The sequence below is a fragment of the Teichococcus wenyumeiae genome, from assembly GCF_003696345.1.
GTDB classification, from domain to species: domain Bacteria; phylum Pseudomonadota; class Alphaproteobacteria; order Acetobacterales; family Acetobacteraceae; genus Pseudoroseomonas; species Pseudoroseomonas wenyumeiae.
On the sequence record NZ_RFLX01000005.1, the window covers coordinates 224,191 to 237,805 of the forward strand.

A 13,615-nucleotide genomic window follows, 5' to 3' on the forward strand; every position below is an offset into this window, starting at 1 on the left:
CCGTCACGCGGAGGAGGGCTTCAGCCTTCCCCCGCGCGACGCGCGGCGATCAGGAATTCCCGGTTGCCTTCCGGCCCCAGGATGGGGCTGGGCTCGATTCCCAGCACTTCCCACCCAGGCAATCCGGACCACCAGTCGCGCACATGGGCGCAGACGGCCTCATGCACGGCCGGGTCGCGCACCACTCCACCCTTCCCCACCTTGTCCGGCCCCGCCTCGAACTGCGGTTTGATCAGTGCCACCGCCCAGGCGCCGGGGGCGGCCAGGGAAAGGGCGGCGGGCAACACCGTCGACAGCCCGATGAAGCTGGCATCGCAGACCACGATGCCGGGCGCTTCCGGCACCTGGGTCGCATCCAGCCGGCGGGCATTGGTCTTTTCCAGCACCACCACGCGCGGGTCGCTGCGCAGCTTCCAGGCCAATTGGCCATGGCCGACATCCACCGCATAGACCTTGGTGGCGCCGCCATGCAGCAGCACATCGGTGAAGCCGCCAGTGGAGGCGCCGACATCCACCGCCACCCGCCCTTCCGGCGAGAGGCCGAAGAATTCCAGCGCATGCGCCAGCTTCATGCCGCCGCGCGAGACCCAGGGGTGTTCCTGGCCCTTCACCTCCAGCGGCATATCCTCCGGCACCGGCTGGCCCGGCTTTTCCACCCGCCTGGTATTGGAAAAGACCTTGCCGGCCATGATCAGGGCCTGGGCGCGGGAGCGGGTTTCCACCAGCCCGCGCTCCACCAGCGCCTGGTCGGCGCGCATCTTGGTGGCCATGTTCAGTGCAGCTTCGGGCGCGCGGCAGGGCCGGGGGGCGGGCCTTCCCAGCCGGGGAAGCCATCCTCGAAGCCGGCTTCGTCCAGCTCGCAGTCCCAGATGCGCCAGCCGTCCGGCCAGTCCACGAAGCCTTCCTTGTCGCGCCGCGCCTCCAGGGCCGCCTCGGCCATGGCGCGGGTGGAGAAGAGGCCGATGCGCAGCCCGTTCACCTCTTCCCAGTCCACTTCCTCGTCATCCACGTCGGGGCCGAGCTGGTAGTGCCACAGCTCGAAGACGATCATGCTCACGCGCGTGCCGGCGCGGTCGCCGTCCCCCTGGCCTCCCCCAACGCGCCGAGCACGGTGGCGACGATGCTGGCGGCCGAAAGCCCGGCCTCCTCGTACTGCTTCTTCGGCGTGTCGTGGTCGATGAAGGCATCCGGCAGGCACATCGGGCGGAACTTCAGCCCGGCATCGAAGATGCCCTGCGTCGCCAGGTGCTGCATCACCAGCGCGCCGAAGCCGCAGACCGAGCCCTCCTCCAGCGTCACCAGCACCTCGTGCTCGCGCGCCAGGCGTTCCACCAGCGCGGTATCCAGCGGCTTGGCGAAGCGGGCATCGGCGACCGTGCAGGGCAGGCCCTGGGCCGCCAGTTCCTCGGCCGCGCGCAGGCATTCCTGCAACCGGGTGCCGTAGGAGAGCAGGGCGACCTTGCCGCCTTCCCGCAGCACGCGGCCCTTACCGATCTCCAGCACCGTGCCGCGCGCCGGCACCTCTTCCAGCCCGAAGCCCTCGCCACGTGGGAAGCGGAAGGCGATGGGGCCGCTGTCATGCGCGGCGGCGGTGGCCACCATATGCGCCAGCTCCACCTCGTCGGAGGGGGCCATCAGCACCATCTCGGGGATGCAGCCGAGATAGGCGATGTCATAGGCGCCGGCGTGGGTGGCGCCATCGGCCCCCACCAGCCCGGCGCGGTCCAGCGCGAAGCGCACGGGCAGCTTCTGCAGCGCCACGTCATGCACCACCTGGTCATAGGCGCGCTGCAGGAAGGTGGAATAGATCGCGACGAAAGGCTTGATGCCCTCGGTCGCCATGCCGGCGGCGAAGGTCACGGCATGCTGCTCGGCGATGCCGACATCGAAGGTGCGGCGCGGGAAGCGCTTCTGGAACTGGTCCAGCCCGGTGCCGGAGGGCATGGCGGCGGTGATGGCGACGATGCGGTCGTCCCGCTCCGCTTCCGCGATCAGCGCCTTGGCGAAGACGCCGGTATAGGTCGGCGGGCCCGGCGGCGCCTTGTTCTGCGCCCCGGTGACGACGTTGAATTTGGCGACCGCGTGGTACTTGTCCGGCGCGGCCTCGGCCGGCGGATAACCCTTGCCCTTCTTGGTCACCACATGCAGCAGCACCGGCGGGCCGGTATCGGCGTCGCGCAGGTTGCGCAGCAGCGGCAGCAGGTGGTCCAGGTTATGGCCGTCAATGGGGCCGACGTAATAGAAGCCCAGTTCCTCGAACAGCGTGCCGCCGGTCAGGATGCCGCGGGCGAATTCATCGGCCCGGCGCGCCGCGCGCTCCAGCGGCGCCGGGAAGCGGCGGGCGAGCCGCGCCATCACGTCCCGCAGGCTGAGGAAGGGGCGCGACGAGATCAGGCGCGACAGATAGGCCGACATGGCGCCGACGGGCGGCGCGATGGACATGTCGTTGTCGTTCAGCACCACGATCAGGCGGGAGCGCATGGCGCCCGCGTTGTTCATGGCCTCATAGGCCATGCCCGCGCTCATGGAGCCATCGCCGATCACGGCGATCACGCTCTGGTCGTTGCGCTTGCCGCCCGGGCGCAGCATGTCCCGCGCCACCGCCATGCCGAGGCCGGCGGAGATGGAGGTGGAGGAATGCGCGGCGCCGAAGGGGTCGTATTCGCTCTCGGAGCGCCGGGTGAAGCCAGAAAGCCCGCCGCCCTGGCGCAGGCTGCGGATGCGGTCCCGCCGCCCGGTCAGGATCTTGTGCGGATAGGCCTGGTGGCCGACATCCCAGATCAGCCGGTCCTTGGGCGTGTCGAAGATCGCGTGGATCGCGACCGTCAGCTCCACCACGCCCAGCGAGGCGCCGAGATGCCCGCCGGTCTGGCTGACGGCATGCACCGTCTCCGCCCGCAGTTCCTCGGCGATCTGCTTGAGCTGCTCGGCCGAATAGTTCTTCAGGTCGGCCGGCGTGCGGATACGGTCCAGCAGCGGCGTCGCCGGCGGCAGGTTGGGCGACACGGGTGGCGGGGATTGGGCCATCAGGACCTCCGGTCGATGGTGTAGTCAGCCAGCATCCGCAAAAGATCGGCACGCTCCCCCAGGCTGTCGAGGTGCTCGCGCGCCTGGGCGACCAGTCTTTCCGCCTGGGAGCGAGCGCGGTCCAGCCCCAGCAGGCCGACCAGCGTGGCCTTGCCGGCATCGGCATCCTTGCCGGTGGCCTTGCCGGTCTCGGCGGCGGTGGCCGTGGCATCCAGCACGTCATCGGCGATCTGGAAGGCGGCGCCGAGGTCACGGCCATAGGCGCAGAGCGCGTGGCGCTGCTGCGAGGGCGCCTTGCCCAGGATCGCCCCGGCCTCGGCCGAGAACTCGATCAGCTTGCCGGTCTTGAGCAGTTGCAGCCGGCCGATGGAGGCCTCGGTCGGCGGCTCGTTGCTTTCCTCGGCCAGCATGTCCAGCATCTGGCCGCCGCACATGCCGCGGGGGCCGGAGGCGATGGCCAGCCGCCGCACCAGTTCGATCCGCACGGCGGAGTCGGAATGGGTATCCTCATCGGCCAGGATGGCGAAGGCATGCGCCTGCAGCGCATCGCCGGCCAGGATGGCCGTGGCCTCGCCGAAGGCGATATGGGTGGTGGGCTTGCCGCGGCGCAGGTCGTCGTTGTCCATCGCCGGCAGGTCGTCATGCACCAGCGAATAGGCGTGCAGCATCTCGATCGCCGCCGCGACGCGAAGCGCGCTGGCCCGTGCCACGCCGAAGGGCTTCGCGCTCTCCAGCACCAGGAAGCCGCGCATCCGCTTGCCGCCGCCGAGGGTGGCGTAGCGCATGGCCGCCGCCAGCTTGGCTTCCGGCCCTTCCTCCGGCGGCAGCAGGGTGTCGAGCGTGTCCTCGATCTCGGCCGCCGCCTCGCGCAGCGCCTCCACCAGCACCGCGCTCATGCCATGTCCCGCAGCGAGGATCCGGAGACGATGGCCTGCACCTTCTGTTCCGCCTCGGCCAGCTTGGCCTCGCAATGGCGGCGCAGCGCGGCGCCGCGCTCATAGTCGGCGATGGCTTCTTCCAGCTTCGCCTGGCCGCCTTCCAGCTTCTTCACGATGCCGTCCAGCTCGGCCAGCGCGGCCTCGAAGGACAGGCTCGCGACATCGTCCGCCGCCGCCTTGCTGGCGCGGGCGGCGGGGCGGCCGGGTGCCGCGCTGGTGGTCAGGGCCGGCGCGCCGGACTCCGCGAAGGGTTGCGAAGGCGTCTCGGACATGGGGAACCTCAAGAACTCACGTGACGCGAGGGCGTCGTGTCAGGCCATCAGCGCGCGCAGATGGGCGGCGGTGGAGGCCGCCAGGGCATGCAGATCATAGCCGCCTTCGAGCATGGAGACGACCCGGCCTTCGCAGCAGCGGTCGGCGATACGGCAGATTTCACCGGTCAGCCAGCCGAAATCGGCCTCACGCAATCGCAATTGCGCCAGCGGGTCGCGCGCATGGGCATCGAATCCGGCGGAGACCACGATCAGCTCCGGCGCGAAGCGCTCCACCGCCGGCAACAGCGTCTCCGCCCAGGCGGCGCGGAATTCCGTGCTGCCGGAGCCCGGCGGCAGCGGCGCGTTGAACAGGTTGCCCACCCCGGTTTCCGAGGCCGCGCCGGTGAAGGGATAGCAGGGCGACTGGTGGGTGGAGGCGAAGAGGATGGAAGGGTCGCCCCCCACCGCAGCCTGGGTGCCGTTGCCGTGGTGGACATCGAAATCCAGGATCGCCACCCGCCCCAGCCCATGCGCCCGCTGGGCATGCCGGGCGGCGACCACGGCATTGCCGAAGAAGCAGAAGCCCATGGCACGCTCCGGCTCAGCATGGTGGCCAGGAGGGCGCACGGCGCAGAAGGCGCGGGTGACGCCACCCTGCCCTTCACGCGCGCAGACCGCATCCACCGCCGCCACCCCGGCGCCGGCGGCGCGCAGGGCGGCCTCGGCGCTGGCGTGGTTCATGCCGGTGTCGCCATCCAGCGGCACGAAGCGGCCGGGCTGCGGGCGGGTGGAGAGGATGCGCTCCACATGCCCGGGCGAATGGGCCAGCCTGAGCTGCGCCTCGGTGGCCGCCGGCGCCACCTCCCGCAGCAGGCCGGCAAATTCCTCGGCCTCCAGCGCCCCCAGCACCGCCCGCAGGCGGTCGGGGGATTCGGGATGGTCCTCGAAATTCTCGTGGCCGAGGCAGGCGTGGTGGGTCAGCAGCAGCACCAGGGGCGTCATGGCTTGCTGGCGGCGGCATCCTCCCGCTTGCGCAGCGTGAAGCGGTAGGTCCCGGCGGCCTCGCTGAAGGAGACCAGGGCATGGCCCGTCTCGCGGCAATAGGCCTGGAAATCGGCGACGCTGGCAGGGTCGGTGGCCAGCACCGTCAGCTTGGCGCCGGGCTTCAGGGCGCGCAGCGCCTTGTTGGCCTTCAGCACCGGCAGCGGGCAGGTCAGTCCCTGGACGTCGAGCGTTGTCTCACTCATGCCCGGCAATGGATCACCGGCGGCGGGCCGGCGCAAGGGAGCAAGCATGGCGGCCCACGCGGGGCTGGCCTCGCCCGGGCTGGGGCCTGGCCTTATGATGCGGGCATGAGCTTTCGCATCGGCATCGACCTCGGCGGCACCAAGACGGAGATCGTGGCGCTGGACATGGCAGACCAGGTCCGGCTGCGCCGCCGCGCCCCCACCCCCGGCGACTACGACGGCATCCTGGGGATGATGGCCGGGCTGGTGCGGCAGGCGGAGGAAGAGCTGGGCACCGCCGCCTCCGTCGGCATCGGCATCCCCGGCAGCCTCAGCCCCGCCACCGGGCTGGTGCGCAATGCCAATACCCAGTGCCTGAATGGCCGGGCGCTGGATGCCGACCTCGCGGCGCGGCTGGGCCGCCCGGTGCGGGTTTCCAACGACGCCAATTGCCTGGCGCTGAGCGAGGCCGCCGATGGCGCCGGGGCCGGCCATGGCGTGGTCTTCGCGGTGATCCTGGGCACCGGCTGCGGCGGCGGCGTGGTGGTCGATGGCCGGCTGCTGGAAGGCTACAACCGCGTCGGCGGCGAATGGGGCCATACCCCCCTGCCCTGGATGACGCCCGCCGAATTCCCCGGCCCCCGCTGCTGGTGCGGACTGCCGGGCTGCCTGGAGACCTTTCTCTGCGGCCCCGCCCTGGCCGCCGACTGGCGCGGCGAGGGCCAGCGGGACGCCACCGGCATCACCGCCGCGGCGGCCGGTGGCGATGCCACGGCGGAAGCCGCGCTGGCGCGCTTCACCAGCCGCCTCGCCCGCGCCCTGGCTGGCGTGACCAACCTGCTGGACCCCGACGCCATCGTGCTGGGCGGGGGCCTCAGCAACCTCCAGCGCATCTACGACGAGGTGCCGGGGCTGATGCAGCCCTTCATCTTCGGCGATGTCGGGCGCACCCGGCTGCTGCGGGCGCGGCATGGCGATTCCTCCGGCGTCTTCGGCGCCGCGCGGCTCTGGGACAAGAACTAGAGCATCCCCCACCACTGCCAGGCTGTGCCGGCCAGCCCCGCCAGCAGCAGCACGCAGCCGCAGCGCCGGTAGAAGCGAAAGGCAGCGCGGTCCGGTGCCTCCCCCGCCCGCGCCATCCGGGCGGCGAAGACCTGCCGGCCCCAGCTCGGCACATCCTCCGACAGTTCCGCCCGGGTGCAGATCAGGCAGCAGAGCAGCCCCAGGATCAGCAGGCCGGGAAAGCCCAGCAGTCGCACCAGCGCCAGGGCCGCCGCCACCAGCGCCAGGATCACCACCCAGCCCAGGCCGTTCAGGATGAAAGCCGCCGGAGGAACCCGCATGGGCGCAGCATGGCACATCGCCCCGCGCCGCCACCGCCGCTAGCCGGGATGTGAATGGCAGCGCTGCCGCCGCGCCCCGCAGGATGCGGCGCATGGCCAACTACATCCTCTACGGCGACCGCCGCTCCGGCTCCTCCACCGTCGAAATGGCGCTGGCGGAGATCGGCGCGCCCTTCGAGCTGCGCCCCGTGCCGCTGGAAGGCGACCACCAGCTGGCGGAGGAATACCGCCGCATCAACCCGATGGGCCGCATCCCCACCCTGGTGCTGCCCGATGGCACCGTGATGACGGAAAGCCTGGCCATCCTGCTGACCCTGGCCGACCGCCACCCGGAGGCTGGCCTGCTGCCGCCCCCGGGCGATTCCGGCCGCGCCCGCGCCCTGCGCTGGATGACGCTGGCGGCCGCCGAATTCTACCCCCACGTCACCCGCTACGATTACCCCGAGCGCTTCCACCCCGACCCCGCCCAGGCCGATGTGCTGCGCCAGCGGGCGCAGGAGATGGGGCGGGAGATCTGGACCCTGGTGGAACGCGAGGCCGCGCCCGATCCCTTCATCCTGGGCGGGCGCTTTTCCCTGGCGGATATCTACCTCTCGGCCCTGACGCGCTGGATGCGCGGCGACGAATGGCTGCCCGGCCATTGCCCGCGCCTGGATGCGCTGCCGCGGGCCGTGGCGGCGCGGCCGGGCGCGGGGCCGGTGTGGCGGAAGCATTTCGGGTAGCAAGGCCGGGGGAATGATTCCCCCGGACCCCCTTCTTCTTTCTTCGGGTTGAGGAGCCTCGGCGCATCGCGGGCTTACCGCGCCGCATGTGGCCAGAACCACCAGACCAGCGCCGCCACCAGCAGCCAGATTCCCACAATGGCCGCGGCTCCCGCGCGGCTGGACGGCTGCCCCTGCGCCCGCATCGCGGCGGCACGGTGCTCTGCCATGACCTCCGGCGGCACCAGCCGGATGGCCAGCAGGATGGCCGGGGGCAGCAGGATCACCTCGTCCAGGTAGCCCAGCACCGGGATGAAGTCCGGGATCAGGTCGATGGGCGACAGCGCATAGGCGGCGACCGCCAGGGCGAAGGCCTTGGCATACCAGGGCGTGCGCGGGTCGCGGGCCGCGAGGAACAGCGCATGCACGTCCCGCCGGATGGACCCCGCCCATTCCCTGATCCGCCGCCACATCAACCCTGCTCCATGCCTCCCGGGGCTTCGCCAGCCAGCCGGCCCGCATCCTTCATCGCGGCAGCCGGCTGCATGCCTCGGCGCGAACCCCAGCCTGAAAAAGAAGATGGGGCTCCGGGGGGATTCGTTCACCCGGCCTTTCCGCCGCGGGAACATCCGTTCCCCCTTCCCTGGCCCATGCTATTCTGCCGCCCATGCCCACGCTGTGCCGCGACTGCCTGAGCCTGTCGGATGCCGCCGGCCCGGCCTGCGCGGGTTGCGGCAGCCGCCGGCGCGTGGCGCATGCCGAGCTGACGCAGCTCTCCATCGCCCATATCGACTGCGACGCCTTCTTCGCCAGCGTCGAGAAGCGGGATCGGCCGGAGCTGCGCGCCAAGCCCCTGATCGTCGGTGGCGGCAAGCGGGGCGTGGTGGCGGCCTGCTGCTACATCGCCCGCACGCGCGGCGTGCGCTCCGCCATGCCGATGTTCAAGGCGCTCTCGCTCTGCCCTGATGCGGTGGTGGTGAAGCCGGAGATGGCCAAGTATTCCGAGGCCGGGCACCGCATCCGCGCCATGATGCAGGACCTGACGCCCCTGGTGCAGCCCATGTCGATCGACGAGGCGGTGCTGGACCTCTCGGGCACCGAGGCGCTGCACAAGCGCCCGCCCGCCGCCGTGCTGGCCGGGCTGGCGCTGCGGGTGGAGCGGGAGGTGGGCGTCACCATCTCGGTGGGCCTGGCGCCCAACCGGCTGCTGGCCAAGCTGGCGGTGGAGCGGGACAAGCCGCGCGGCTTCGCCGTGATCGGCGCCAGGGAGGCCGCCGCCATCCTGGCGCCGGAGCCGGTGACGGTGCTGCCCGGCGTCGGCCCCGTGCTGGCGCGCAAGCTGGCGGCGCAGGGCTTTTCCACGCTGGGCCAGCTCCAGCAGCTTTCGGTGCGGGAGGCGGCGCAGCGCTTCGGGGAGGATGGGCCGGCGCTGGCCGCCCGCGCGCGCGGTGAGGACAGCCGCCCGGTGGACCCCCACCGCGAAACCAAGTCCATCAGCGCCGAGACCACCTTCGAGAGCGACATCGCCGACCTCGCCGCGCTGGAGATACCGCTGTGGCGGATGTGCGAGAAGCTGGCGCGGCGGCTGCGGCAGCAGGGCTTCGCCGCCGGCGGCGTGGTACTGAAGCTGAAGACCGCCGGCTTCGCGCTGCGCACCCGCCATGCCCGGCTGCATGCCGCCACCAGGCTGCCGGACACGCTCTTCGCCGCCGCGCGCCCGCTGCTGGCGAAGGAGGCCGATGGCACCGCCTTCCGCCTGATCGGCATCGGCGCCCAGCCGCTGGTGGATGGCGGGAGCGCCGACCGTGGCGACCTGCTGGATGCCGAGGCCCCGCGCCGCGCCGCCCGCTGGCAGGCCATCGAGGCGCTGCGGGCAAAGTTTGGCGAGGATGTGGTGGTGAAGGGCCGGGGGCGTTAATCCTGCTGCGCCGCAGCATCAGCCGGAGGTCTCCATGTCCGTATCCACCGCCCCGGCCGAAGCCGTGCCGCGCGCCATGCCGCTCTGGCTCACGCTGGTGCTCGCCACCGCCTGCGGGCTGCTGGTGGCCAATCTCTATTACGCACAGCCGCTGATCGGGCCCATCAGTGAATCCCTGGGTCTCTCGCCCTCGGCCGGTGGGCTGATCGTGACCCTGGCCCAGGCGGGCTATGGCCTTGGCCTGCTGCTGCTGGTGCCGCTGGGGGACCTGCTGGAAAACCGCCGGCTGGTGGCCTGCATCGTCGCCGCCTGCGCGGTGTCGCTGGCCATCGCCGCGTTTTCCACCTCCGCCCTGCCCTTCCTGCTGGCCTCGCTGGCCACCGGCGCCTGCGCCGTGGCGGCGCAGATCCTGGTGCCCTATGCCGCGCATCTGGCGCCGGAGCCGGTGCGCGGCCGCGTCGTCGGCAATGTCATGAGCGGCCTGCTGCTGGGCATCATGCTGGCCCGGCCAGGGGCTTCCTTCATCACCAGCTTCGCCGGCTGGCACGCGGTCTTCTTCATCTCGGCGGCGCTGATGGCGGTGCTGGCCGTGGTGCTCTGGCGCGTGCTGCCGGCCCGGCAGCCGCAGACCGCCATGCACTACAGAGGCCTGCTGCTGTCCATGGCGCGGCTCTGGCGCTCCCAGCCCGTGCTGCGCCACCGCGCCTTCGCCCATGCCGGGCTCTTCGGCGCCTTCAGCCTCTTCTGGACCGCCATGCCGCTGCACCTGTCGCGGGACTTCGGCTTCAGCCAGGGTGGCATCGCCCTCTTCGCGCTCGCCGGCGTCGCCGGCGCCGTGGTGGCCCCCATGGCTGGCCGCCTGGCCGATGCCGGGCAGAAGCGCCCCGCCCTGGCACGCGGCGGCATGCTCGCCGCCCTGGCGCTCGGCGCCGTCTCCTTCCCGCTCGCCCTGCTGGGCTCCGGCACGCTGGCACTGGTGGCCATGGTGCTGGCCGGCATCCTGCTGGACGCGGCGGTGACGCTGAACCTTATCCTGTCCCAGCGCTCCGTCTTCGGGCTCGGCGATGCCATCCGCAGCCGGGTGAACGGGCTGTTCATGGCGGTCTTCTTCATCGGTGGCGCCATCGGCTCGGCACTCGGCGGCTGGGCCATGGCGCGGGGCGGCTGGAACCTCACGGCCTGGGTCGGCTTCGCATTGCCGGCGGCGGCGCTGATTTATTCCGCGACGCGGCGGGCGCGGTAAGGCCAGGGGAATGAATTCCCCTGGACCCCTTCTTTCTTTTTCGAGTTGGGGTTCGGGCTGAAACGAGCGGCGGGGTTGCCGTGATGTTTTCAATCAAAGGCCACACGGGCTGAACCCGCAGCCGCCGGAGGTCCAAGACCTCCGGCGCGCCACGAAAAACGCGAAGAAAGAAGATGGGGTCCGGGGAATTCCTTCCCCGGCCTTTTCTTTCTTCACCCCACCACCTGCCGCATCGCGATCACCGTGCGGAAGGCGCGCACATTCGGCTCCTCGTGGAACACGGCGCGGGTGAAGGCGTCGTATTCCGCCATGTCGGCCAGTTGCAGGTGCAGCAGGAAATCGGCCTCGCCGGTGACGTACCAGGCTTCCCGCACTTCCGGCCGGGCCCGCAGCGTGCGGATGAAGGCGTCGAGCTGCGCAGCGCCTTCCCGCTCCAGCGATACCAGCACATGAATGCAGAGCGGCCGCCCCAGCACGGCGGGATGCACCACCGCGACATCGGCGGTGATCACCCCTTCCCGCCGCAGCCGCCGCAATCGCCGCAGCACCGCGCTTTCGGAAAGGCCCACCTGTTCCGCCAGCAGGCGGGCGGGGGTTTGATTATCGCGCTGCACCGCCTGCAGCAGCGCGTGGTCGAAGTGGTCGAGGATGACGGATTTCGGCATGGCCGGGCAACCTAGGCCGGAATCCGGCGCTGAGCAGGCCGAAAACGGCGCCTGCCGCCGGGTGGGGCGAAGCAGAATACGCGACATGACCATGCCCACCGAACAGATCGCGGCCATGCTGCGCTCCCTTTCCCCTGCCTATGCGCCGACGCCGCTGCTGGACCTTCCCGCACTGGCGCGGCGCCTTGGCGTCGCCCAGGTGCTGGCCAAGGATGAAAGCCGGCGGATGCTGGGCAGCTTCAAGTCGCTGGGCGGCACCTTTGCCGGGCTGCGCGCCCTCTCGCGTGCCGCCGGGGTGCCGGTGGAGGCGCTGCTGGACCCGGCGCGGCGCCCCGCCACGCCGCTGCCCGCGCTGATCTGCGCCAGCGACGGCAACCATGGCCTGGCCGTGGCGGCGGCGGCGCGGCGCGTGGGGGGCAGCGCACGCGTCTACCTACATGCCGGGGTGCCGGAGGCGCGGGAGAGGCGCATCGCCGATGAGGGTGCCGAGATCATCCGCGTCGATGGCAACTACGATGATTCGGTGGATGCGGCAGCGGCGGCGGCGCGGCAGGGCGCCGGCATCCTGGTGCCCGATACCGCCGCGGACCCGGCGGACCCGGTGGTGGCGGATGTGATGGCCGGCTACGGCGTCATGGCCATGGAGATCCGCGCGCAGGTGGAAGCCGCCGGGCACCAGCGGCCCAGCCACCTGTCGGTGCAGGCCGGCGTCGGCGGGCTGGCGGCGGCGATGGCGGAAGGGCTGGCGGGCTGGATGGCGCCCCCCGCGCGCGTGCTGGTGGCGGAGCCGGAAGGCGTCGCCTGCGTCGGCGCGGCGCTGGCGGCGGGTCGGGTGCTGCGCCTCTCCGGCAGCCTGGACACGGCGGCCGAGATGCTCTCCGCCGGCGAGGTCAGCGCGCCGGCGCTCGCCATCCTGCGCCGCCATGGCGCGGAAGGCATCACCGTCCCGGAAGCGGGGCTGGCCGAGGCGCCGGCGGTGCTGCGGGACTGCGGCGGGCCGGAGACCACGCCCTCCGGCGCCACCGGGCTGGCGGCGCTGCTGGCGGGGCCGGCACTGCCGCCGGAGAGCCGCGTGCTGCTGATCATCAGCGAGGCTGCGGTGGCATCATGAGCCTGGAAGCCGAGGCATCCTTCTGGGCGGAGCTGCGGGACTGGCGGCGGGACTTCCACCGCCACCCCGAATTCGGCTTTGAGGAACACCGCACCGCCGGGCTGGTGGCAGCGCGGCTGCGCGGCTTCGGGCTGGAGGTGGCGGAAGGCATCGGCGGCACCGGGGTGGTGGGGACGCTGCGGCGGGGCAATGGCACCCGCGCCATCGCGCTGCGCGCCGACATGGACGCGCTGCGCATCACGGAGCAGGGGGAGCAGCCCTGGCGTTCCACCCATGCCGGACTGATGCATGCCTGCGGGCATGACGGGCACACCACCATGCTGCTGGGCGCTGCGGCGCTGCTGGCGGCGGAAGGTGGCTTCGACGGCACCGTCCACTTCGTCTTCCAGCCCGCCGAGGAATGGGGCAAGGGCGCGCTGGCCATGCTGGCCGACGGGCTGGCCACGCGCTTTCCCTTCGATGAGATCTACGGGCTTCACAACATGCCCGGCCTGCCGCTGGGGCATGTGACGGCGCGGGCCGGGCCCGCCATGGCGGCCGAGGACAATTTCGAGATCCTGCTGCGCGGCATCGGCGGCCACGCGGCGCGGCCGCAGGCGGGGCGGGAGGCACTGGTAGGCGCCTGCGCCCTGGTGGTGAACCTGCAGACCATTGTCTCCCGCCGCATCAGCCCGGCGGAGGCGGCGGTGGTCTCGGTGACCGAGCTGCTGACGGATGGCACGCGCAACGCGCTGCCTGGCCTCGCGCGCATCCTGGGCGATACCCGTTCCTTCCGCCCGGAGATCAGCGCGGAGATCGAGGCGGAGCTGCGCCGCATCGCCGCCGGCACCGCCATGGCACATGGGCTGGAGGCGGAGGTGACCTATACGCGCGAATTCGTGCCGCTGGTGAATGACGCGGCGCCCACCCTGGCGGCTTTGGAAGCGGCGCGGGCGGCGCTGGGCGCGGAATGGGTTCGCGGGGATGCTGAGCCCATCTCGGCTTCCGAGGATTTCGCGCGCTTCCTGGAAGCCGCGCCGGGCTGCTTCGCCTCCCTCGGCAATGGCGAGGATTCAGCGCCGCTGCACAACCCGCGTTACGATTTCAACGACGAGGCCATTCCGCATGGCGTGCGCTTCTTCGCCACCCTGGCGCGCCAGCGGCTGCCGGTGGCGTAAGGGCGGCAACCGGCCTCCGGTTCCGGAGGCCG

Annotated in this window: 15 protein-coding genes and 1 pseudogene; 6 read left to right on the forward strand and 10 right to left on the reverse strand. The window is 71.7% G+C overall.

What is annotated here, in order from left to right:
• Nucleotides 1-20 precede the first annotated feature (20 nt).
• The 7 genes from EBE87_RS09720 to EBE87_RS09750 all read right to left on the reverse strand — a co-directional run bounded on the left by EBE87_RS09720 (nucleotide 21) and on the right by EBE87_RS09750 (nucleotide 5,466).
• Entirely contained in the window at nucleotides 21-770 is a 750-nt protein-coding gene (locus tag EBE87_RS09720; RefSeq protein ID WP_120639561.1) for a TlyA family RNA methyltransferase, read from the reverse strand.
• A 2-nt stretch (nucleotides 771-772) separates the two neighbouring features.
• On the reverse strand, nucleotides 773-1,057 hold the full coding sequence (locus EBE87_RS09725; protein ID WP_147426132.1) for a hypothetical protein: 285 nt from the start codon (nucleotides 1,055-1,057) through the stop codon (nucleotides 773-775).
• Nucleotides 1,054-3,027, reverse strand: coding sequence for a 1-deoxy-D-xylulose-5-phosphate synthase (gene dxs, locus EBE87_RS09730; RefSeq protein WP_199707605.1), 1,974 nt, complete (start codon nucleotides 3,025-3,027; stop codon nucleotides 1,054-1,056). Before dxs ends, EBE87_RS09725 begins: the two co-directional genes overlap by 4 nt.
• On the reverse strand, nucleotides 3,027-3,923 hold the full coding sequence (locus EBE87_RS09735) for a polyprenyl synthetase family protein (protein ID WP_120639559.1): 897 nt from the start codon (nucleotides 3,921-3,923) through the stop codon (nucleotides 3,027-3,029). Before EBE87_RS09735 ends, dxs begins: the two co-directional genes overlap by 1 nt.
• Nucleotides 3,920-4,189: an exodeoxyribonuclease VII small subunit gene (locus EBE87_RS09740; protein WP_120639566.1), complete on the reverse strand. Its 270-nt coding sequence runs from the start codon at nucleotides 4,187-4,189 to the stop codon at nucleotides 3,920-3,922. Before EBE87_RS09740 ends, EBE87_RS09735 begins: the two co-directional genes overlap by 4 nt.
• Nucleotides 4,190-4,276: 87 nt before the next feature.
• Nucleotides 4,277-5,221, reverse strand: coding sequence for a histone deacetylase family protein (locus EBE87_RS09745; RefSeq protein WP_120639558.1), 945 nt, complete (start codon nucleotides 5,219-5,221; stop codon nucleotides 4,277-4,279).
• Nucleotides 5,218-5,466: a sulfurtransferase TusA family protein gene (locus EBE87_RS09750; RefSeq protein WP_120639565.1), complete on the reverse strand. Its 249-nt coding sequence runs from the start codon at nucleotides 5,464-5,466 to the stop codon at nucleotides 5,218-5,220. Before EBE87_RS09750 ends, EBE87_RS09745 begins: the two co-directional genes overlap by 4 nt.
• Before the next feature lie 105 nt (nucleotides 5,467-5,571).
• Between EBE87_RS09750 and EBE87_RS09755 the strand changes: the two genes are divergently transcribed.
• On the forward strand, nucleotides 5,572-6,468 hold the full coding sequence (locus tag EBE87_RS09755; RefSeq protein WP_120639557.1) for an ROK family protein: 897 nt from the start codon (nucleotides 5,572-5,574) through the stop codon (nucleotides 6,466-6,468).
• Here EBE87_RS09755 and EBE87_RS09760 read toward each other — a convergent pair.
• The gene (locus EBE87_RS09760; RefSeq protein WP_120639556.1) at nucleotides 6,465-6,788 is read right to left on the reverse strand and encodes a hypothetical protein; all 324 of its coding nucleotides are present in this window, start codon (nucleotides 6,786-6,788) and stop codon (nucleotides 6,465-6,467) included. The genes EBE87_RS09755 and EBE87_RS09760 overlap by 4 nt on opposite strands.
• A gap of 92 nt (nucleotides 6,789-6,880) precedes the next feature.
• On the opposite strand from EBE87_RS09760, the gene EBE87_RS09765 reads away from it, so the two are divergent.
• Nucleotides 6,881-7,510, forward strand: coding sequence for a glutathione S-transferase family protein (locus tag EBE87_RS09765; protein WP_120639555.1), 630 nt, complete (start codon nucleotides 6,881-6,883; stop codon nucleotides 7,508-7,510).
• Nucleotides 7,511-7,584: 74 nt separating this feature from the next.
• On the opposite strand, the pseudogene EBE87_RS09770 reads toward EBE87_RS09765, so the two are convergent.
• Nucleotides 7,585-7,962, reverse strand: a pseudogene (locus EBE87_RS09770) (YkvA family protein); the annotation flags it as partial.
• A gap of 194 nt (nucleotides 7,963-8,156) precedes the next feature.
• On the opposite strand from EBE87_RS09770, the gene EBE87_RS09775 reads away from it, so the two are divergent.
• Both EBE87_RS09775 and EBE87_RS09780 read left to right on the forward strand, forming a co-directional pair.
• The gene (locus tag EBE87_RS09775; protein WP_120639553.1) at nucleotides 8,157-9,407 is read left to right on the forward strand and encodes a DNA polymerase IV; all 1,251 of its coding nucleotides are present in this window, start codon (nucleotides 8,157-8,159) and stop codon (nucleotides 9,405-9,407) included.
• 34 nt (nucleotides 9,408-9,441) lie between these two features.
• Nucleotides 9,442-10,650 (forward strand): MFS transporter, encoded by a 1,209-nt coding sequence (locus EBE87_RS09780; RefSeq protein WP_120639552.1) that lies wholly within the window; start codon nucleotides 9,442-9,444, stop codon nucleotides 10,648-10,650.
• A 212-nt stretch (nucleotides 10,651-10,862) separates the two neighbouring features.
• Here the strand turns inward: EBE87_RS09780 and EBE87_RS09785 are convergent, their stop codons facing one another.
• Entirely contained in the window at nucleotides 10,863-11,315 is a 453-nt protein-coding gene (locus EBE87_RS09785) for an Lrp/AsnC family transcriptional regulator (protein ID WP_120639551.1), read from the reverse strand.
• Between the two features lie 85 nt (nucleotides 11,316-11,400).
• On the opposite strand from EBE87_RS09785, the gene EBE87_RS09790 reads away from it, so the two are divergent.
• Both EBE87_RS09790 and EBE87_RS09795 read left to right on the forward strand, forming a co-directional pair.
• On the forward strand, nucleotides 11,401-12,426 hold the full coding sequence (locus tag EBE87_RS09790) for a pyridoxal-phosphate dependent enzyme (protein ID WP_122139974.1): 1,026 nt from the start codon (nucleotides 11,401-11,403) through the stop codon (nucleotides 12,424-12,426).
• On the forward strand, nucleotides 12,423-13,583 hold the full coding sequence (locus EBE87_RS09795; protein WP_120640897.1) for an amidohydrolase: 1,161 nt from the start codon (nucleotides 12,423-12,425) through the stop codon (nucleotides 13,581-13,583). Before EBE87_RS09790 ends, EBE87_RS09795 begins: the two co-directional genes overlap by 4 nt.
• The last annotated feature ends 32 nt before the right edge of the window (nucleotides 13,584-13,615 follow it).